The 18,552-nt window shown below is 70.5% G+C and carries 14 protein-coding genes and 1 tRNA gene; 4 read left to right on the forward strand and 11 right to left on the reverse strand.

The features are described 5' to 3' along the window. Positions 1–74: 74 nt before the first annotated feature. Complete coding sequence (locus IE217_RS01650) at positions 75–1,883, reverse strand: bifunctional metallophosphatase/5'-nucleotidase (protein ID WP_190175848.1); 1,809 nt, start codon at positions 1,881–1,883, stop codon at positions 75–77. A 138-nt stretch (positions 1,884–2,021) separates the two neighbouring features. Here IE217_RS01650 and IE217_RS01655 point away from each other — a divergent pair, with 138 nt between their 5' ends. After that, positions 2,022–2,747, forward strand: coding sequence for an SIMPL domain-containing protein (locus tag IE217_RS01655; RefSeq protein ID WP_190175849.1), 726 nt, complete (start codon positions 2,022–2,024; stop codon positions 2,745–2,747). Positions 2,748–2,896: 149 nt separating this feature from the next. After that, positions 2,897–4,333, forward strand: a complete 1,437-nt coding sequence (gene pyk, locus IE217_RS01660) for a pyruvate kinase (RefSeq protein ID WP_190175850.1) — start codon at positions 2,897–2,899, stop codon at positions 4,331–4,333. Between the two features lie 70 nt (positions 4,334–4,403). Here pyk and IE217_RS01665 read toward each other — a convergent pair. Next, positions 4,404–4,486, reverse strand: a tRNA-Leu gene (locus IE217_RS01665). Positions 4,487–4,587: 101 nt separating this feature from the next. On the opposite strand from IE217_RS01665, the gene IE217_RS01670 reads away from it, so the two are divergent. Next, positions 4,588–5,262, forward strand: a complete 675-nt coding sequence (locus IE217_RS01670; RefSeq protein ID WP_190175851.1) for an ANTAR domain-containing response regulator — start codon at positions 4,588–4,590, stop codon at positions 5,260–5,262. 81 nt (positions 5,263–5,343) lie between these two features. Here IE217_RS01670 and IE217_RS01675 read toward each other — a convergent pair whose 3' ends face one another. The 9 genes from IE217_RS01675 to IE217_RS01715 form a co-directional block, all read right to left on the reverse strand. Beyond that, positions 5,344–6,060, reverse strand: a complete 717-nt coding sequence (locus tag IE217_RS01675; RefSeq protein WP_189703120.1) for an ABC transporter ATP-binding protein — start codon at positions 6,058–6,060, stop codon at positions 5,344–5,346. Further along, positions 6,057–7,061, reverse strand: coding sequence for an ABC transporter ATP-binding protein (locus tag IE217_RS01680; RefSeq protein ID WP_190175852.1), 1,005 nt, complete (start codon positions 7,059–7,061; stop codon positions 6,057–6,059). Before IE217_RS01680 ends, IE217_RS01675 begins: the two co-directional genes overlap by 4 nt. A 7-nt stretch (positions 7,062–7,068) precedes the next feature. Then, positions 7,069–8,907, reverse strand: a complete 1,839-nt coding sequence (locus IE217_RS01685) for a branched-chain amino acid ABC transporter permease (protein WP_190175853.1) — start codon at positions 8,905–8,907, stop codon at positions 7,069–7,071. A 5-nt stretch (positions 8,908–8,912) separates the two neighbouring features. Beyond that, positions 8,913–9,845 carry a branched-chain amino acid ABC transporter permease gene (locus tag IE217_RS01690; protein WP_190175854.1) on the reverse strand — a complete coding sequence of 311 codons (933 nt, stop codon included), beginning with the start codon at positions 9,843–9,845 and terminating at the stop codon, positions 8,913–8,915. A 111-nt stretch (positions 9,846–9,956) separates the two neighbouring features. Beyond that, positions 9,957–11,186 carry a branched-chain amino acid ABC transporter substrate-binding protein gene (locus tag IE217_RS01695; protein WP_190175855.1) on the reverse strand — a complete coding sequence of 410 codons (1,230 nt, stop codon included), beginning with the start codon at positions 11,184–11,186 and terminating at the stop codon, positions 9,957–9,959. A gap of 287 nt (positions 11,187–11,473) precedes the next feature. After that, positions 11,474–12,130: a Tat pathway signal sequence domain protein gene (locus IE217_RS01700; RefSeq protein ID WP_190175856.1), complete on the reverse strand. Its 657-nt coding sequence runs from the start codon at positions 12,128–12,130 to the stop codon at positions 11,474–11,476. Then, positions 12,127–12,531 carry a hypothetical protein gene (locus IE217_RS01705; protein WP_373297947.1) on the reverse strand — a complete coding sequence of 135 codons (405 nt, stop codon included), beginning with the start codon at positions 12,529–12,531 and terminating at the stop codon, positions 12,127–12,129. The genes IE217_RS01700 and IE217_RS01705 overlap by 4 nt, the downstream gene beginning before the upstream one ends. Before the next feature lie 90 nt (positions 12,532–12,621). Continuing rightward, positions 12,622–13,110, reverse strand: coding sequence for a hotdog fold thioesterase (locus IE217_RS01710; RefSeq protein WP_190175858.1), 489 nt, complete (start codon positions 13,108–13,110; stop codon positions 12,622–12,624). A 65-nt stretch (positions 13,111–13,175) separates the two neighbouring features. Next, the gene (locus IE217_RS01715) at positions 13,176–15,455 is read right to left on the reverse strand and encodes an FdhF/YdeP family oxidoreductase (RefSeq protein ID WP_190175859.1); all 2,280 of its coding nucleotides are present in this window, start codon (positions 15,453–15,455) and stop codon (positions 13,176–13,178) included. A gap of 237 nt (positions 15,456–15,692) precedes the next feature. Here IE217_RS01715 and polA point away from each other — a divergent pair, with 237 nt between their 5' ends. Next, entirely contained in the window at positions 15,693–18,419 is a 2,727-nt protein-coding gene (gene polA, locus IE217_RS01720) for a DNA polymerase I (RefSeq protein WP_190175860.1), read from the forward strand. The last annotated feature ends 133 nt before the right edge of the window (positions 18,420–18,552 follow it).

The following is an 18,552-nucleotide window of genomic DNA, read 5'->3' on the forward strand; positions in this document are numbered from 1 at the left end:
GAAGCGCGTCGCGGCGCAGCCGCGTGTCAGAAGACCCGCGCCTCACACCCCCCGAGCCTCAGACCACCCGCGCATCAGAACACCGGCGTACCGTCGCGCGTCAGCCGCCAGTCCACCGACGCGAAGTCCTTCGGATCGAGCACGCCCTTCGCGGTCACCCATTCCGCGATCCGGGTGCGGATCTCCGTCGACTCCGACCACAGCTCCTTCGCCGACGCCACGTACGGGAACGCGCCACCGCCGTTGGCCCGGTAGTTGTTCACCGCCAGCACGAACTGCTGAGCGTCGTCCAGCGCCGCCCCGTTGTACGTGAGGTTCTTGATCCGCGACCCGGCCGGCTGCGCGATGTCGATGTCGTAGGCGAGCCCCGACACGTAGTCGTAGTTGTAGTCCGGACGGTTGTTCGCGTTCGTCAGCTTCTCCACGTCCACGGGAGCGCCCGCCGCCGTCTGCGTGAAGTACTCCGCCGAGTACTCCAGGTACGCCCGCACCTGCGCGCCCGTCATCAACTTGGCGACCAGCGTGTTGTCGTACACGTACAGGCTCGACAGGTCCCGGATCGTCACATCGCCCGCCGGGATCTCGGAGGTCCGCGAGAACGGCGAGGCCTGCGCGATCACCGGCAGTGCGGCGTACTGCGTGCCCGCGAGCGCCGACTTCACCACGTCCTCCTGGACCTTGGTGATCAGATCGATGATCGGGGCGTCCTTGTAGCGGGCGTCCACCGTCGTCAGGGTCTCGGTCGCCCGGCCGACGACCTGGTTGACGTAACTGACGACCTTGGCGTGCTCGTCCTTCAGGAGCCGGGTGATCCTCGGGTCGTCCGCGACCGAGTTGGAGTTGCGCAGCGAGGCCGCGACCGACTCCACCTCCCACCGCCCCTTGGCGAACACCAGCTCGATGTCGAACAGGGTCAGCCGCTCCGCGTAGCACAGCGGCTCCGACAGCACGACCGTCTTCCCGGTCTTCTCGTTGACGACCCGCAGTTCGGGGATCTCCAGGTGCGCGTGACCGACCAGGATCGCGTCGATGCCGGGCACCTGCCGCGCCACGTTGGCCGCCGCGTCCTCCACCCACGGCAGCTGGTCGCCGTAGGAGGACTTGCCCGACGTGCCCGAGTGGGCGGACACCACGACCACGTCCGCACCCATCGAACGCAGCTTCGGCACCCACTTCGCGGCCTGCTCCTCCAGCCCCGGGAAGGTCAACTTCCCCTGGACGTAGGCCTTGTCCCAGATCGCGATGCCCGGGTTGGTCAGGCCGAGCACGGCCACCGTCACCGGCGGCGCGCCGTGCACGTGGAACTTCTTCATGAGGTACGGCGGGAACGCGGGCTTCCGCGTCCTGGCGTCCAGCGCGTTCGCGCCGAGCAGCGGGAAGTCGCACTGCTGCTCGAACTTGCGCAGCGTCTCGATGCCGTAGTTGAACTCGTGGTTGCCGAGGGCCACCGCGTCGTACCCGATGGCGTTCATCGCCTGCGCCATCGGGTGCACCGGACCGCCCTTGGCGGTGATCGGGTCGACCTTCGCGTAGTAGTACGTCAGCGGGGTGCCCTGGATCGTGTCACCCGCGTCGATGAGCAGGGTGTTGCACCGGCCCTTCTCCTCGCGCACCTGGTTCACCAGCGTCGAGATCCGCGCGAGGCCCTGGGCGTTGCCCGCCTTGTCGGCGTACTCCGCGTCCTTGAAGTAGTCCCAGTTGAAGACGTGTCCGTGCAGGTCGGTGGTGCCCATGACGGTCAGCGACCAGCGCTTGGCCCGCCGCCCGGACGCGCCCGCCCCGCTCGCGGCCTGTGCCGCCGGAGCCGCCGCCCCACCGGCCAGCGCCACCCCGGCCCCCGTCACGGCGGATCTCTTCAGAAACTTCCGGCGGTTCAACGGCATGTCTCGTTCTCCTCGGGAATGAGTCAACAACGCGCGTAGATTCTGACCCGCGCATGACCAAACGCAACAGACCCCGCAGGTTGCGATTGCGTGACCGGCGGGAGCGCGGCCCCACCCGCCGGTGACAGAGTGGGGCACATGACCACTGCCTCCGCCCCCGCATCCGGCCCCCAGCCCGCCGTCCCCTACGGCACTCCCGACGCCCCCCGCATCGCCGTACGCGGCGAGGCCCACCTCGAAGTCGACCCGGAGATAGCCCGCATCGGCATCACCGTCACCGCCCGCGGCAAGGACCGCCGTTCCGCCCTCGACGACCTCACCCGGCGCAACGCGGCCGTCGTCGACCTCGTCAAGACGTACGGAACGGCCGTCGAACGCCTCGAGACCGGCGCCTTCTCCATCACCCCCGAACTCACCCGCCATGGACGCGGCGAACGCGTGCGCACCTACCAGGGCACCGTCCACCTCACCGCCGAACTCTCCGACTTCACCGCGCTCGGCGAACTCACCACCCGACTGGCCGACTTGGAACTCACCCGGGTGGACGGCCCCTGGTGGGCCCTGCGCCCGCAGTCGCCCGCTCACCGGGAGGCCCGCCGGCAGGCCGTCCACGAGGCCGTCCAGCGCGCCCGGGAGTACGCCGAGGCGCTCGGTGCCACCCTCGCCGCGCTCGTCGAAGTCGCCGACATCGGGGCGGAGAACGCCCAGCCGTACCCGGCCGCCCCCGGACGCATGCGGGCCATGGCCGGCTACGGCGCCGCGGCTCCCGAGGAGGGCGCGGCACCCCTCGACCTCGAACCGCAACGCCAGCACGTCTACGCGCAACTCAACGCGCGATTCACCATGACACCGCCCAGACTGTGAAGTGCGGCAAACTCCGAGCGAACGTGCGAACGCTCATCGGAGCAGCGCCCCGCACAATTCAACAGTTGTCAATAACCTTTCACTCAACGGTTGTTGAGCAGTCACCCGGCACCGAATCTCTACCGAGCGGTAAGGCCTAGGCTCACATCATGCGCCGAGCAAAGATCGTCTGTACCCTGGGACCCGCCACCGACACGTACGACCGGATCAAAGCGCTGGTCGACGCGGGAATGGACGTGGCCCGTTTCAACCTCAGCCACGGCACCTACGCCGAGCACGAGGCCCGGTACCGGCGCGTGCGCAAGGCCGCAGACGAGACCGGCCGCAGCGTCGGCATCCTCGCCGACCTTCAGGGCCCGAAGATCCGGCTGGGCCGCTTCCGCGAGGGGCCCGTACTCCTCGAACGCGGCGACACCTTCACCATCACCGTCGAGGAAGGCGTCGAGGGCGACCGTCACGTCTGCGGAACCACCTACGCCGGTCTCGCCGAGGACGTCACGCCCGGCGAGCGCGTCCTCGTCGACGACGGCAAGGTCGCCCTCGAGGTCACCGCGGTCGACGGCCCGCGCGTGCGGACCAGGGTGGTCGAGGGCGGGGTGATCTCCGACCACAAGGGGATCAACCTCCCCGGCGTCGCCGTGTCCGTCCCGGCCCTGTCCAAGAAGGACGAGGACGACCTGCGGTGGGCCCTGCACACCGGGTTCGACGTCATCGCGCTGTCCTTCGTGCGCAGCGGACGCGACGTCCTCGACGTCCACCGCGTCATGGACGACCAGGGCCGTCGCCTCCCCGTCTGGGCGAAGATCGAGAAGCCGCAGGCGGTCGAGGCCCTCGACGACATCGTCGCCGCCTTCGACGGGATCATGGTCGCCCGCGGCGACCTCGGCGTCGAGATGCCCCTGGAGCAGGTCCCCATCGTCCAGAAGCGCGCGATCAAGCTGGCCAGGCGCAATGCCAAGCCGGTGATCGTCGCCACCCAGATGCTCGACTCCATGATCGGCAACTCGCGTCCGACGCGCGCGGAGGCCTCGGACGTGGCCAACGCGGTCATCGACGGCACGGACGCGGTGACGCTGTCCGGCGAGACGAGCGTGGGCAAGTACCCCGTCGAGACCGTGCGCACCATGTCCAAGATCGTCGCGGCCGCCGAGGAGGACATCCTCGCCAAGGGCCTCGCCCCGCTGACCGACCGCAACAAGCCCCGCACCCAGGGCGGCGCCGTCGCCCGCGCGGCCGCCGAGATCGGCGACTTCCTCGGGGCCAGGTTCCTGGTCGCCTTCACCCAGTCGGGCGACACCGCCCGCCGCCTCTCCCGTTACCGCTCGCCCATCCCGCTCCTGGCCTTCACCCCGGAGCCGGCCACCCGCTCCCAGCTCAGCGCGACCTGGGGCGTGGAGACCTTCCTCGGCCCCCGGGTGAACTCCACGGACGCGATGGTCGCCCAGGTGGACGAACTCCTCCTCAGGTACGGCCGCTGCGAGAAGGGTGACGTGGTCGTCATCACGGCGGGCTCCCCTCCCGGGGTGGCCGGCTCCACGAACATGGTCCGGGTCCACCACATCGGCGAGGACGACACCCCCAGGTAGCGGCCGCTCGCGGCGGCAGGCAGCGAAAAGCGGAGGACCACGCGAACGTGGTCCTCCGCTTTTCGCTGCGTGCCGGGTGCGGGATTCGAACCCGCAAGCCCTCACAGGCAGAGGTGTTTGAGACCTCCGTGTATACCGTTCCACCAACCCGGCCGGGCACTGCGGTGAGTGTACCGGGTGAGCCCGGGTGCTCGCCTCTGGGTAGGCTGCATAAGCAGCAGTACCTGCCCCGCCCTGGAACAAGGAGCGCCCCCGTGACCGCCGAGTCGCCGCAGCCCGTTGACGTGTCCGACGACGACAAGTCGCATGTGCCTCCGCTGACGACCCGTGTCGTCATCGCGGAGGACGAGGCGCTGATCCGGCTGGACCTCAAAGAGATGCTCGAGGAGGAGGGGTACGCCGTCGTCGGCGAGGCGGGCGACGGCGAGCGGGCCGTCGAACTCGCCCGGGAGCACCGGCCGGACCTCGTCATCCTCGACGTGAAGATGCCCAAGCTCGACGGGATCTCGGCGGCGGAGAAGATCGCCGAGGAGCGGATCGCGCCGGTGCTGATGCTGACCGCGTTCTCCCAGCGCGACCTGGTGGAGCGGGCGCGGGACGCCGGGGCGATGGCGTATCTGGTGAAGCCGTTCAGCAAGAGCGACGTGGTGCCGGCGATCGAGATGGCGGTCTCGCGGTTCACGGAGCTGAAGGAGCTGGAGAAGGAGGTCGCGGACCTCTCGCAGCGGCTGGAGACGCGCAAGCTGGTGGACCGCGCGAAGTCGGTCCTGCAGACGGAGTACGGGCTGACGGAGCCGGCCGCGTTCCGGTGGATCCAGAAGACGTCGATGGACCGCCGCATGTCGATGCAGCAGGTCGCGGAGGCCGTCATCCAGGACAGCGAGGAGAAGAAGGCCGCGAAGGGCGGGGACAAGTCCGACAAGGGCTGAGTGCCGCCCGCACCGGTCCACGCACGAGGGCCCGCACCCCTTCCGGGTGCGGGCCCTCGTGCGTCGTGCCTCGCTGGTCCTCTAGTCCTCGCCGAGGTAGGCCTTGCGGACGGACTCGTCGTGCAGCAGGTCCTGCCCGGTGCCGGAGAGGACGATGTTGCCGACCTCCATCACATGGCCGTGGTCGGCCAGGGACAGGGCCGCCTGGGCGTTCTGCTCGACGAGCAGGATGGTGGTGCCCTGGGACTTCAGCTCCGCGATGGTGGCCATGATCTTCTGCATCATGATCGGGGAGAGGCCCATGGAGGGCTCGTCGAGCATGAGCAGCTTCGGCTGGGACATCAGGGCGCGGCCCATGGCGAGCATCTGCTGCTCACCGCCGGAGAGGGTGCCGGCCGCCTGCTTCCGCCGTTCGCCGAGGATCGGGAAGAGGTCGTAGGCGCGCTGGATGTCCTTCTCGATGCCGTCCCTGTCCTTGCGGAGGAAGGCGCCGAGGCGGAGGTTGTCCTCGATCGTCATGCGGGGGAAGATGTGCCGCCCCTCGGGGGAGTGCGCGAGGCCGAGGGAGACGATCTGGTGGGCGGGGATCTTCTTCAGGGACTTGCCGTCGAACTTGATCTGTCCGCCGACCGGCTTGAGGAGGCCGGAGAGCGTGCGCAGGGTGGTGGTCTTCCCGGCGCCGTTGGTGCCGATGAGGGTGACGACCTCCCCGGCGTCGACCTTGAAGGAGATGCCCTTCACGGCTTCGATCTTGCCGTAGGCGACGCGGAGGTCCTCGACCTCGAGGAGTGCGGTCATCGGTCGTTCTCCTTTCCGGGCGCGGCGTCCGTCGTGGTGTCGGCGTCCGCGTCAGCCGTGGCGGCCTCGGCGTCCGCCGTTGTGGCGCCGGCTGCCGTGGCGTCGGCCTTTGAGGCCGTGGCGTCGGCCTCCGCGGCCGTGGCCTCGGCCTCGGCGACCTCGGCCGCCTCCGCGGCGCCGGGGGCGCCTTCGAAGGGCTCGCCGAGGTAGGCGGCGACGACGCGCTCGTCACCCTGGACGGTGGCGCTGTCGCCCTCGATCAGCTTCTCGCCCTGGACGAGGACGGCGACGCGGTCGCAGAGGTTGAAGATGAACCGCATGTCGTGCTCGATGACCAGGACCGCGATGCCCATGTCGCGGATGGCGAAGACGAGTTCCTCGGTGGCGCGCGTCTCCTGCGGGTTCATGCCGGCCGTGGGCTCGTCCAGGAGGAGCAGCCCGGGCTCGCTGGCGAGGGCGCGGGCGATCTCGAGCTTGCGCTGCTCGCCGTAGGGCAGGTTCCGGGCGAGGTGCTCGGCCTTGCTGTCGAGGCCGACGAACTCCAGGAGCTCCATCGCGCGTGCCCGGGAGGCGGCCTCGGCCCTGTGGAAGCCGGGTCCGCGCAGGACGGCCGACCAGAAGCCCTCCTTGGTGCGGGTGTGCCGCCCCACGAGGACGTTCTCCAGGACGGTCATGTTGGCGAAGAGCCGGATGTTCTGGAAGGTGCGGGCGATGCCGGCCGCGGTGACCTTGAAGGACTTCGGCGGCAGGACGTTGCCCTTGTAGCGGACCTCGCCCTCGGTGGGGACGTAGAGGCCGGTGAGGCAGTTGAAGAAGGTCGTCTTGCCGGCGCCGTTGGGCCCGATCAGGCCCACGATCTCGCCGCTGTTGACGGTGAGGTCGACCCCGCGTACGGCGGTGAGGCCGCCGAAGCGCATGGTGACGCCGCGCGCGTCGAGGACCCTCTCGCCGGGGACGCTGGCGCCCGGGGCGGTGTCCTTGGTGGTGGTTTCGGTGGTCATGGTGGTGTCAGGCCCCTGTCTTGCCGAGGACTGCGGGCGCTTCGGCCTCTTCGTGGAATTCGAGCTGGCGGCGCCGGTTGGGGATGAGGCCCTCGGGGCGGAACCGCATGAGGAGGATGAGCGCGACGCCGAAGGCGAAGAGCTGGTAGTCGCCGAGGAACTGGAGCTTGTTGGGGATGAGGAAGAGCAGCGCCGCGCCGATGAGCGGGCCGGCGATGGTGCCCATGCCGCCGAGGACGACCGCGGCGAGCAGGAAGGCCGAGTTGGGCGGGATGGGACCGGCGAAGAGGTACTGCTCGGGGGTGACGGTGTAGGTCACGTGGGCCTGGACGGTGCCGGCGAGTCCGGCGAGCGAGGCGCCGACCGCGAAGGCGATCAGCTTGACGCGGAAGCCGTTGATGCCCATGGCGAGCGCGGCGGTCTCGTCCTCGCGGATGGCGACCCAGGCGCGTCCGATGCGGGAGTTGCCGCTGCGCCGGAAGACCAGCACGACCACGGCCGTGATGATGAGCATCAGGAAGAAGTAGTTGGCGAAGCGTCCGATGGAGAACCCGGCGACGTCGTGGACGGCGCCGAAGTCGAATCCGAGGATGTCGAGGTTCGGAATGGACGCGATGCCGTTGGAGCCGTTGGTGATGTCCGGTCCGCTGGTGCCGTCGAGGTTGTTGGCGGTGATGCGGAAGATCTCTCCGAAACCGAGGGTGACGATGGCGAGGTAGTCGCCGCGCAGGCGGAGGGTGGGGGCGCCGATGAGGACGCCGAAGACCAGCGAGGCGAGCGCGCCGATGATGACCGCGGCCCAGAAGGGGAAGTGGACGTGGAACGGCGAGTTGGGGGAGCCGCTGACGAGTGCGGCCGCGTAGGCGCCGACGCCGAGGAAGGCGACGTAACCGAGGTCGAGCAGGCCGGCGAGGCCGACGACGATGTTCAGGCCCAGGGCGACCGTGGCGAAGATCAGGATGTAGACGCCGAGGGTGGCGTACTGGTCGTCGGTCTGGGTGAAGGGGAAGAGCGCCGCCGCGATGAACGCGCCGAACACGGTGACGTTCTGGTGCCGCGCGGTGATCTGGGCGACGTGGGCGATCAGGCCGGCCTTGTTGAGGGCGGCGAAGCCGAAGCCGGCGAGGATCAGGAAGCCCACGAAGAGTTCGTCGTACTCGGTGCCGATGCCGTACGTGAAGACGGTCAGGCCCAGGGCGAGCGCGGCGACGATGATGAGGATCTCGGCGTACGAGGGCAGCTTGCCGACGGGCTTGGGACTCTCGGCGGCGAAGGTGGCCTTGGTGGTGTTCCAGCCGTGGGCGAGGCTGTGCCGGAACTTCTCCCAGCCGGTGCTGTCGGGGTCGATCGGGTCGGGCTCGGGCCGCTCGAAGGGGAGCGCGAGGGCGCCCACGAGGGCGGCGAGCGAGGTCACCGCGACGACGTAGCCGCCGGGTTCGAGGTTGACGACGCCCCCGAGCTCCACGCTGATGGAGATCACCGTGTACCAGGCGGTGGCGAAGGTGGCCAGCGCGGCGAGCTTGACGGCCGCGTCGCCGCCGGACGGCACCAGCCAGCCGAGCCCCTTGACGTCGTAGGTCGCCAGGGCCAGCAGCGTGGTGACCGCGGCGCCGATGAGGACGAGGACCTGAAGGCCGCCGGGGTAGCCGTAGACGGTGAGGTCGCCGGGGAAGTCGGAGGTCCAGGTCCAGGCGAGGAAGGTGGAGACGATCGTCAGGACGCCGGCGCCGGCGGCGAGGGCGCGCCCGGTCGCCGCGGGGATGCCGAACAGGCCGGAGGGCGAGGCGCCGGTGGAGGGGGCGCTCGGGGTCTCGGGGGTTTCGGGTGCGGTGGTCTGTGTGGTCATCGGTGTCACGCCCTGTCCGCGACGCGCTCGCCGAGCAGGCCCTGTGGCCTGAACAGCAGTACGAGGATGAGGAGTACGAACGCCCAGACGTCTGCCCAGGTCTGGCTGCCGAACTTGTCCATGCCGGGGATGTCGGAGATGTAGGCGGTGGCCAGGGTCTCGGCGATGCCGAGCACGACGCCGCCGATCATGGCTCCGTAGATGTTGCCGATACCGCCGAGGACGGCCGCGGTGAAGGCCTTCAGGCCGAGGATGAAGCCCATGCGGAAGTCGATCTGGCCGTACTTGAGGCCGTAGGCGACACCTCCGACGGCGGCGAAGGCGGCGCCGAGGGCGAAGGCGACCACGATGATGCGGTCGGTGTTGACGCCCATGAGCTTGGCGGTGTCCGGGTCCTGGGCGGTGGCCTGCATGCCGCGTCCGGTGCGGGTCTTCATGACGAAGTACGCGAGGACGGCCATGCTGATGGGCGCGGCGGCGAGGAGGAAGATGTCACCGGTCTGGATGGTGACGCTGCCGATGTGGAAGGGGCCGCCGGGGATCTGCGGGAACGTGCGCGCGGACTTGGCCTCGGGGTACCAGGCCCAGACCGCCTGCTGCAGCGCGAGGGAGAGACCGATGGCGGTGATGAGCGGCGCGAGGCGTGGCGCGGTGCGCAGCGGGCGGTAGGCGAACCGTTCCGCCCCCACGGCGACGAGCACGGAGACGATGACCGCCCCGATCAGCATGAGGGGGAGGGCCACCCACATGGAGGTGCCGTCGGGCAGGATGTAGACGTAGACCGTGAGCGCGCCGAAGGCGCCGGTCATGAAGATCTCGCCGTGGGCGAAGTTGATGAGCTGGACGATGCCGTAGACCATTGTGTAGCCGATGGCGACCAGCCCGTACATGGATCCTAGTAGCAGGCCGTTGACCAGCTGCTGCGGCAGTTCGTTCACCGCATGTCCTCCGAGACTTTCGGAAACGTTCGACGGATGTGACCGGATGCGAGTCCGCGCGGGGCGCCAGTGGATCAGCGCCCCGCGCGGCCTGTGGTGGTGCGGGAGGGGTCAGCCGGTGTAGGTGCCGGACTTCTCCGCCGCCCATGCACCGTTCTTCACGGCGTACACGGTGAGCTGCTTGTTGGTGGCGTCACCGAACTCGTCGAAGGAGACCTTGCCGGTCACACCGTCGAAGGAGACGTTCTGCATGGCCGCGGTGACCTTGGCGCGGGCGTCGGAGGGGAGCTTGCCGCCGTTGTCGTCGACGACCTTCTTGACGGCCTCGATGATCGCCCAGGCGGAGTCGTAGGAGTAGCCGCCGTAGGCCGCGTACTCGTCCTTGTAGCCGGCCGCCTTGTAGTCGGCGACGAACTGCTTGGCCGAGGGCAGGCTCTCGACCGGGGCGCCGACGGAGGTGGCGAGGTCGCCGGTGGAGTCGGCGCCGGCGAGCTTGATGAAGGTCGGGTCGTAGATGCCGTCGCCGCCGACCAGCGGGATCTTGGAACCGGCCGCCTTGATCTGCTTGCTGAGCGGGCCGGCCTGCGGGTACTCGCCGCCGTAGTAGACGACGTCCGCGCCGGACTTCTTCACCTCGGTGGCGATCGCCGAGAAGTCCTTGGCGTCGGGGTTGATGTGCTCGGTGCCGACGATCTGGCCGCCGAGCTTCTTGAACTCGTCGGTGAAGGTGCCGGCGAGGCCCGCGCCGTAGGTCTTCTTGTCGTCGATGACGAAGACCTTCTTCTTCTTGGCGTCGTTGTAGAGGTACTGCGCGGCGAACGGACCCTGGATGGCGTCCGTGGTCGCCGTACGGAAGTACGACTTGTACGTGCGGACCTTCTTGGTGCGCCAGTCGGGGCCCTGGGTGAGGGAGGGACCGGTGTTGGCGGGGGAGACCTCGACCAGCTTGGCGTCGTCGAAGACCTTCTGCATCGACTCGGCGACCGAGGAGTTGAGGGGGCCCACGACGCCGAGGACGTTCTTGTCGGCGACGAGGGCGGTGGCGTTCTGCTGGCCGGCGGAGGGCTGCGCCTGGTCGTCGCGGGCCTCGATCTTGAAGGTGACGCCCTTGACGTAGTTCTTCTTGTTGGCCGTCTTGGCGGCCAGGTCGGCGGAGTTCTTGATGCCGAGGCCGAGCGCGGACAGGTCACCCGTCAGCGGGGCGTCGACGCCGATGGTGACGGTGGTGCCACCCTTTCCGGAGTCGGAGCCCTTGTCGCCGCCCCGGGAGCCGCAGGCGGTGAGGGTGAGGGCTCCCGCCGCCAGTGCGGCGGTGATGGCGATGAGAGAACGTTGACGCACGATCAGTCCTTTCCCTGGCACGGCCCTCCCCCCTGGAAGTGGCCGAGTCGAGCGCTGTGCCGAAGAGACTTTCCGACCGCGCCGTGACTGGCCGTGACTCTAAGCGCGTGCGGGGAAGGTCGAGGAGGGTCTGACCAAGGCTGTGACTCTCTTGTTATGACACGACGTAATGCAGAGCGGTACTCGGTGGGTGGAACAGCGGAATTCAGGCCGATTCGCCCCGTCCACATTCTGAGAACCCGCAGGACGGACCGCGCTGCGTTCAGGCGTCTCGGCGGTTTTGCTGATTACCGGAAATCGTTGCCACAGGCTACGTGCAGGCCGTCGGAGAGTGCGTGCGCATAGCGCGATCCGAGGATGTAACTGTGAACTTCGATTGCGCGCGTATTACGCAGTGTTACGTCGAGGAAAGGCAGTCCGGCGCTCTCCGGCACTTTCCCGCATTCCGTCACCCGCATGGTGATGACGATCTTCCGGGCGGTGCCGGCCGCGATCCGCAGGGGCGGGAGCGGCTCGGGGGTGAGGGCGAGCCCGGCATACGGCTGGCTGATCCGGGTGACGGTGACCGGCGGGCCGGCCGACACGCTGACCAGCACCGTGAGGCCGAAGCTCCGGGGCGCGGCGTCGCGCGGCGCGGGCGCGGGCTCGAGGTAGGCGACGTCCACCACTTGGGACGGGTACGGCGGGGGAGGGGCGGGTTCGGGTGCGGGGGGCGGGAGTTGGTGCGGCCGGGTGGCGTAGAGGTAGCCGCCGCCGGCGAGGAGGAGGGCGGCCGCGGTGGCGGCGAGGGCGGCGCGGCGGTGGCGCTCGTAACGGCTGACGAGGCCGCTCAACAAGGCCTCGCGGGGGCGGAGTCGGGGATCGCCGCCCGAGGCGGAGTCCGGGCCGGGGGTGTCCGACGCGCGTGTGCCCTCGCCCGGTTCGACCGGGCCGACGCCGCTCAACTCCACGGCCCCTTGCGGGGACCGCCGGCGCGGTACCAGTCGGCGCAGCCCCGCCGGGCCCCGCGGCCGATCGACTCGTCGGCAGCGGCGGCTCCCTGACGCCTCTTCACCGACCTTGCCCGGTCGACGACTTGACGCAGTATCTCGTACTGCCCGTTGGACAGCCCCATGGACTGGTAGTCCCCGTAGGTGTGGCTGTCCAGCACCTTGCGCGACCAGTACGTGACGACGGAGGCGCACAGCTCCTCGGCGGACGTGGTCCGCGGGGAGGGGGAGGCCGACGGCCCGGCGGCGGTAGGCGCACCGCCCCCCGCGCCGCAGCCGGCCGAGCCGGCCAAGCCGGCCAGCAGAAGCACGAACACGAGCCGGCCCCAGGCCCCCGGCCGCCCACCACCCCGCATCACCATGCTCAGACGCTAGGCCGCCCGTCCCCCTCCGGGCAACGAAACGGCACCGGCCGGATGCCGGGCCGCTCGCGTGCGGCGGGTCGCTCAGTCGGCCTTGCGGACGTGGCCGCCGTCGGCCGGGCGGACGTCGCGCAGGAGGCAGGTCAGGCGGGCGGTGCACACGCGGCGGCCCTCCTCGTCACTGATCACGATCTCGTACGTCGCCGTCGAGCGGCCCCGGTGGACGGGCGTGGCCACGCCGGTGACCAGGCCGGAGCGCACGCCGCGGTGGTGGGTGCAGTTCAGGTCGACGCCGACGGCGATCTTGGAGCTGCCGCCGTGCAGCATGGAGCCCACCGAGCCGAGGGTCTCGGCGAGCACGGCGGAGGCGCCGCCGTGCAGCAGCCCGTAGGGCTGGGTGTTGCCCTCCACCGGCATGGTGCCGACGACACGGTCGGCGGAGGCCTCCAGGATCTGCACGCCCATCCGGGTGCCGAGGTGCCCGGCGGAGAAGAGGGCGGGCAGGTCGACGCCGAGCGCCGCGTACTCGTCGACGACCTCCTGCGGGAACTTCACGCTCTGCTGCTCGCCCATGGGTGCGGCTCCGTCCATCCGTGATCGGCTCGCCGCCGATCGGCCAGTACTGCCTGAGCGAACGCTCAGTCGGTCGCCGATTGTTCCAGACGCACCACGACGGACTTGCTGGCCGGGGTGTTGCTGGTGTCCGCGGTGGCGTCCAGCGGCACCAGCACGTTGGTCTCCGGGTAGTAGGCGGCCGCGCACCCGCGCGCGGTCGGGTAGTGCACGACCCGGAAGCCCGGCGCCCGCCGCTCCACGCCGTCCTTCCACTCGCCGACCAGGTCGACGTACGACCCGTCCGCGACCCCGAGCCGCCGCGCGTCCTCGGGATTGACCAGCACCACCCGCCGGCCGTTGGTGATCCCCCGGTAGCGGTCGTCCAGGCCGTAGATCGTGGTGTTGTACTGGTCGTGCGAGCGCAGCGTCTGCAGCAGCAGACGGCCCTCGGGCAGCTCCGGATACTCCACGGGCGCCGCCGTGAAGTTCGCCTTGCCGGTGGCCGTGGGGAAGCGGCGCTCGTCGCGGGGCGCGTGCGGCAGCGCGAAGCCGCCGGGGCGGGCCACGCGCGCGTTGAAGTCCTCGAACCCGGGAACCACGCGGGCGATCCGGTCGCGGACCGTGGCGTAGTCCTTCGCGAACTCCTCCCACGGCACCACGCTGTCCTCGCCCAGGACCCGGCGTGCGAGGGCGCACACGATGGCCGGCTCCGACCTCAGGTGCGGGCTCGCCGGCGCCAGCCGCCCGCGCGAGGCGTGCACCATGCCCATCGAGTCCTCGACGGTGACGAACTGCTCGCCGCCCGCCTGCACGTCCCGCTCGGTGCGGCCGAGCGTGGGCAGGACCAGGGCGCGCGCGCCGGTGACGACGTGGGAGCGGTTGAGCTTCGTCGACACGTGCACGGTCAGCCGGGCCCGGCGCATGGCCGCCTCGGTGACCTCGGTGTCGGGGGAGGCGGAGACGAAGTTGCCGCCCATCGCGAAGAACACCTTCGCCTCGCCGTCGCGCAGCGCGCGGATGGCGCGCACCACGTCGTAGCCGTGCTCGCGCGGCGGGGCGAAGCCGAACTCCTTCTCCAGGGCGTCCAGGAAGGCGGGGGCGGGCCGCTCGAAGATGCCCATGGTGCGGTCGCCCTGCACGTTGGAGTGGCCGCGCACCGGGCACACGCCCGCGCCGGGGCGGCCGATGTTGCCGCGCAGCAGCAGGAAGTTGACGACCTCGCGGATGGTCGGCACCGAGTGCTTGTGCTGCGTCAGGCCCATCGCCCAGCACACGATCGTGCGCCGGGAGGCGAGGACCATCTCCAGCGCCCGGTCGATCTCCCCGCGCGTGAGGCCGGTCGCCGTGAGCGTCTCGTCCCAGTCGGCGGCGCGGGCGGCGGCCGCGAACTCCTCGTAGCCGTGGGTGTGTTCGCGGACGAACTCCTCGTCGACCGCGCCCTCCGTCTCCAGGATCAGCCTGTTCAGCAGGCGGAAGAGGGCCTGGTCACCGCCGATGCGGATCTGGAGGAACAGGTCGGTGAGCGCGGCGCCGGCCGCCAGCCCCTTGGCGGTCTGCGGGTTCTTGAAGCGCTCCAGGCCCGCCTCGGGCAGCGGGTTGACGCTGATGATCCGCGCGCCGCCCGCCTTGGCCCGCTCCAGGGCGGAGAGCATGCGCGGGTGGTTCGTGCCCGGGTTCTGGCCGGCCACGATGATCAGGTCCGCCTGGTGGAGGTCCTCCAGCAGGACGCTGCCCTTGCCGATGCCGATGGTCTCCGACAGGGCCGAGCCGGAGGACTCGTGGCACATGTTGGAGCAGTCGGGCAGGTTGTTGGTGCCGAGCTCGCGCGCGAAGAGCTGGTAGAGGAACGCGGCCTCGTTGCTGGTGCGGCCCGAGGTGTAGAAGACGGCCTCGTCGGGGGAGGAGAGGGCGGCGATCTCCTCGGCGACGATACCGAGGGCGCGCTCCCAGGTCACCGGCTCGTAGTGGTCGGCGCCCTCGGGCAGGTACATGGGGTGGGTGAGCCGGCCCTGCTGGCCGAGCCAGTAGCCGCTGCGGCCGGCGAGGTCGGTGACGGAGTGCGCGGCGAAGAACTCCGGGGTGACCCGGCGCAGGGTGGCCTCCTCGGCGACCGCCTTCGCGCCGTTCTCGCAGAACTCCGCCCTGTGCCTGTGGTCCGGCTCCGGCCAGGCGCAGCCGGGGCAGTCGAAGCCGTCCTTCTGGTTGACCCGCAGCAGCGTCAGCGCGGTGCGGCGCACGCCCATCTGTTGCTGGGCGACGCGCAGGGTGTGCCCGACGGCCGGCAGCCCCGCCGCCGCGTGCCGGGGTCCGGAGACCTGCGGCGCGTCCTGGACCGGATCACCCTTGGGCGGCTTCGTGGCCATCGCACCCTCCCCTTCGACTGCGCGTGCGCTCGGTGCCTCCGGGCCGCCCGCCCTGGCGTCGGGCCGCGTGCTCCGGAGATCTCCGATCCTCGCACGAGCCGCCGACAACGATCCCGGCCGGGCGGGCTGCGGAGCGGGGGAAGGGCCGCGCGGGCGGGCGGGCTGCGGAGCGGGGGAAGGGCCGCGCGGGCGGGCGGCGGGCTCCGGCTGTCAGTGGCTCGTGGCAGGATCGGGGACGTGGCAGAAACAGCATCGAAGACGACCGAGAAGACCTCCGGCACAGACCGTCCCCGGCTGATGCTCATGGACGGGCACTCGCTGGCGTACCGCGCGTTCTTCGCGCTGCCCGCGGAGAACTTCACCACCGCGACGGGCCAGCCGACGAACGCGATCTACGGCTTCGCGTCGATGCTGGCCAACACCCTGCGTGACGAGGCGCCCACGCACTTCGCGGTCGCCTTCGACGTCTCCCGCAAGACCTGGCGCTCGCAGGAGTTCACCGAGTACAAGGCGAACCGCTCCAAGACCCCCGACGAGTTCAAGGGCCAGGTCGAGCTGATCTGCGAGCTGCTCGACGCGATGAACGCCTCCCGCTTCGCCGTCGAGGGCTTCGAGGCGGACGACGTCATCGCCACCCTCGCCACCCGCGCCGAGGCCGAGGGCTTCGAGGTGCTGATCGTCACCGGCGACCGCGACTCCTTCCAGCTGGTCTCCGAGCACACCACGGTGCTGTACCCCACCAAGGGCGTCTCCGAGCTGACTCGGTTCACCCCGGAGAAGGTCGTCGAGAAGTACGGGTTGACGCCCGCGCAGTACCCCGACTTCGCGGCGCTGCGCGGCGACCCGTCGGACAACCTGCCGGGCATCCCCGGCGTCGGCGAGAAGACGGCCGCGAAGTGGATCAACCAGTTCGGCTCGTTCGCGGAGCTGGTCGAGCGCGCCGACGAGGTCAAGGGCAAGGCCGGGCAGAACCTGCGCGACCACCTGGAGGCCGTCAAGCTCAACCGCCGGCTCACCGAGCTGGAGCGCGAGGTGGAGCTGCCGAAGGGGGTCACCGACCTCGCCCGGGTGCCGTACGACCGCAAGGCCGTCGCGATGGTCCTGGACACCCTGGAGATCCGCAACCCGTCGCTGCGCGAGCGGCTCTTCGCCGTGGACCCGGGCGCCGAGGAGGCCGAGACCACCCCGGTCTCGGCGCAGGGCGTGGAGCTGGACGGCGCGGTGCTCGGCACCGGCGAGCTGGCCGGCTGGCTCGGCGAGCACGGCACCGAGGTCCTCGGCGTCGCCACCGTCGACGCCTGGGCGCTCGGCGCGGGCTCGGTCGCCGAGGTCGCGCTCGCCGCGGCCGGCGGGGCGGCCGCCTGGTTCGACCCGTCCCAGCTGGACGAGGCCGACGAGCGTGCCTTCGCCTCCTGGCTCGCGGACGCGGACCGGCCCAAGGTCTTCCACAACGCCAAGGGCGCGATGCGGGTCTTCGCCGAGCACGGCTGGAGCATCGAGGGCGTGCGCATGGACACCGCGCTCGCCGCCTACCTGGTCAAGCCCGGCCGCCGCTCCTTCGACCTCGACGCGCTGTCCCTGGAGTACCTGCACCGCGAGCTGGCCCCCGCCGCCCAGGCCGACGGCCAGCTGGCCTTCGGCGCGGACGAGGGCGCCGAGGCCGAGGCCCTGATGATCCAGGCCCGCGCCGTCCTCGACCTCGGCGAGGCCTTCGAGGCCCGCCTCGCGGAGGTCGGCGCGGCGGACCTGCTGCGGGACGTGGAGCTGCCCACCTCCGCACTGCTCGCCCGCATGGAGCGGCACGGCATCGCGGCGGACCGCGCCCACCTCGAAGCGATGGAACAGACGTTCGCCGGTGCGGTGCAGCAGGCCGTGAAGGAGGCGCACGCGGCGGCGGGGCACGAGTTCAACCTCGGCTCGCCCAAGCAGCTCCAGGAGGTCCTCTTCGGCGAGCTCGCCCTGCCGAAAACCAAGAAGACCAAGACGGGCTACACCACCGACGCCGACGCCCTGGCCTGGCTGGCGGGCCAGACGGACAACGAACTGCCGGTGATCATGCTGCGCCACCGCGAGCAGGCCAAGCTCCGCGTCACCGTCGAGGGCCTGATCAAGACCATCGCGGCGGACGGCCGTATCCACACCACGTTCAACCAGACGGTCGCCGCGACCGGACGGCTGTCCTCCACCGATCCCAACCTGCAGAACATCCCCGTGCGCACCGACGAGGGCCGGGCCATCCGCCGCGGCTTCGTCGTCGGCGAGGGCTTCGAGTCGCTGATGACCGCCGACTACAGCCAGATCGAGCTGCGGGTGATGGCGCACCTGTCGGAGGACGCCGGACTGATCGAGGCGTTCACCTCCGGCGAGGACCTGCACACCACCGCCGCCTCCCAGGTCTTCGGCGTCGAGCGGTCGGCGGTGGACGCGGAGATGCGCCGCAAGATCAAGGCCATGTCCTACGGCCTGGCGTACGGGCTCTCGGCCTTCGGCCTCTCCCAGCAGCTCAACATCGAGGCGGCCGAGGCGCGCGCCCTGATGGACGCCTACTTCGAGCGGTTCGGCGGCGTACGGGACTATCTGCGCCGCGTGGTCGACGAGGCCCGCGCCACGGGGTACACGGCGACCCTCTTCGGCCGCCGTCGCTACCTGCCCGACCTCAACAGCGACAACCGCCAGCGCCGCGAGGCGGCCGAGCGGATGGCCCTGAACGCGCCGATCCAGGGCACGGCCGCCGACATCGTCAAGATCGCCATGCTGAACGTGGACAAGGCGCTGCGGGAGGCGGGCCTGACCTCCCGCATGCTGCTCCAGGTCCACGACGAAGTCGTCCTGGAGATCGCCCCCGGCGAGCGCACGGCCGCCGAGGAGCTCGTCCGCCGCGAAATGTCCAGCGCGGTCAGCCTGAGGGCCCCGCTGGACGTCTCGGTGGGCGTGGGGCCGGACTGGGAGTCGGCGGCTCACTGAGTGTGGTCGGGGGCTGAGGGGCTGGGGGGCCTCGGACGGGCGGGTCGCGTGGGGTTTGGGGGCCTGCGGGAGTAGGTCGCCTCGCGCTGGGGGAGAGGGCTGCCGTTGCGCGGGGCTCGTAGCGGTGCGTGAG

Origin of the sequence: Streptomyces naganishii JCM 4654 (assembly GCF_014650575.1) — a bacterium.
In the GTDB taxonomy this organism is placed as follows: Bacteria; Actinomycetota; Actinomycetes; order Streptomycetales; family Streptomycetaceae; genus Streptomyces; species Streptomyces naganishii.

Excerpts from the sequence above, each read along its gene's own strand:
- IE217_RS01650 (WP_190175848.1), bottom strand. The coding sequence starts at position 1,883 with ATGCCGTTGAACCGCCGGAAGTTTCTGAAGAGATCCGCCGTGACGGGG.
- IE217_RS01655 (WP_190175849.1), top strand. The coding sequence starts at position 2,022 with ATGACCACTGCCTCCGCCCCCGCATCCGGCCCCCAGCCCGCCGTCCCC.
- pyk (WP_190175850.1), top strand. The coding sequence starts at position 2,897 with ATGCGCCGAGCAAAGATCGTCTGTACCCTGGGACCCGCCACCGACACG.
- IE217_RS01675 (WP_189703120.1), bottom strand. The coding sequence starts at position 6,060 with ATGACCGCACTCCTCGAGGTCGAGGACCTCCGCGTCGCCTACGGCAAG.
- IE217_RS01680 (WP_190175852.1), bottom strand. The coding sequence starts at position 7,061 with ATGACCACCGAAACCACCACCAAGGACACCGCCCCGGGCGCCAGCGTC.
- IE217_RS01685 (WP_190175853.1), bottom strand. The coding sequence starts at position 8,907 with ATGACCACACAGACCACCGCACCCGAAACCCCCGAGACCCCGAGCGCC.
- IE217_RS01705 (WP_373297947.1), bottom strand. The coding sequence starts at position 12,531 with ATGCGGGGTGGTGGGCGGCCGGGGGCCTGGGGCCGGCTCGTGTTCGTG.
- IE217_RS01710 (WP_190175858.1), bottom strand. The coding sequence starts at position 13,110 with ATGGGCGAGCAGCAGAGCGTGAAGTTCCCGCAGGAGGTCGTCGACGAG.
- IE217_RS01715 (WP_190175859.1), bottom strand. The coding sequence starts at position 15,455 with ATGGCCACGAAGCCGCCCAAGGGTGATCCGGTCCAGGACGCGCCGCAG.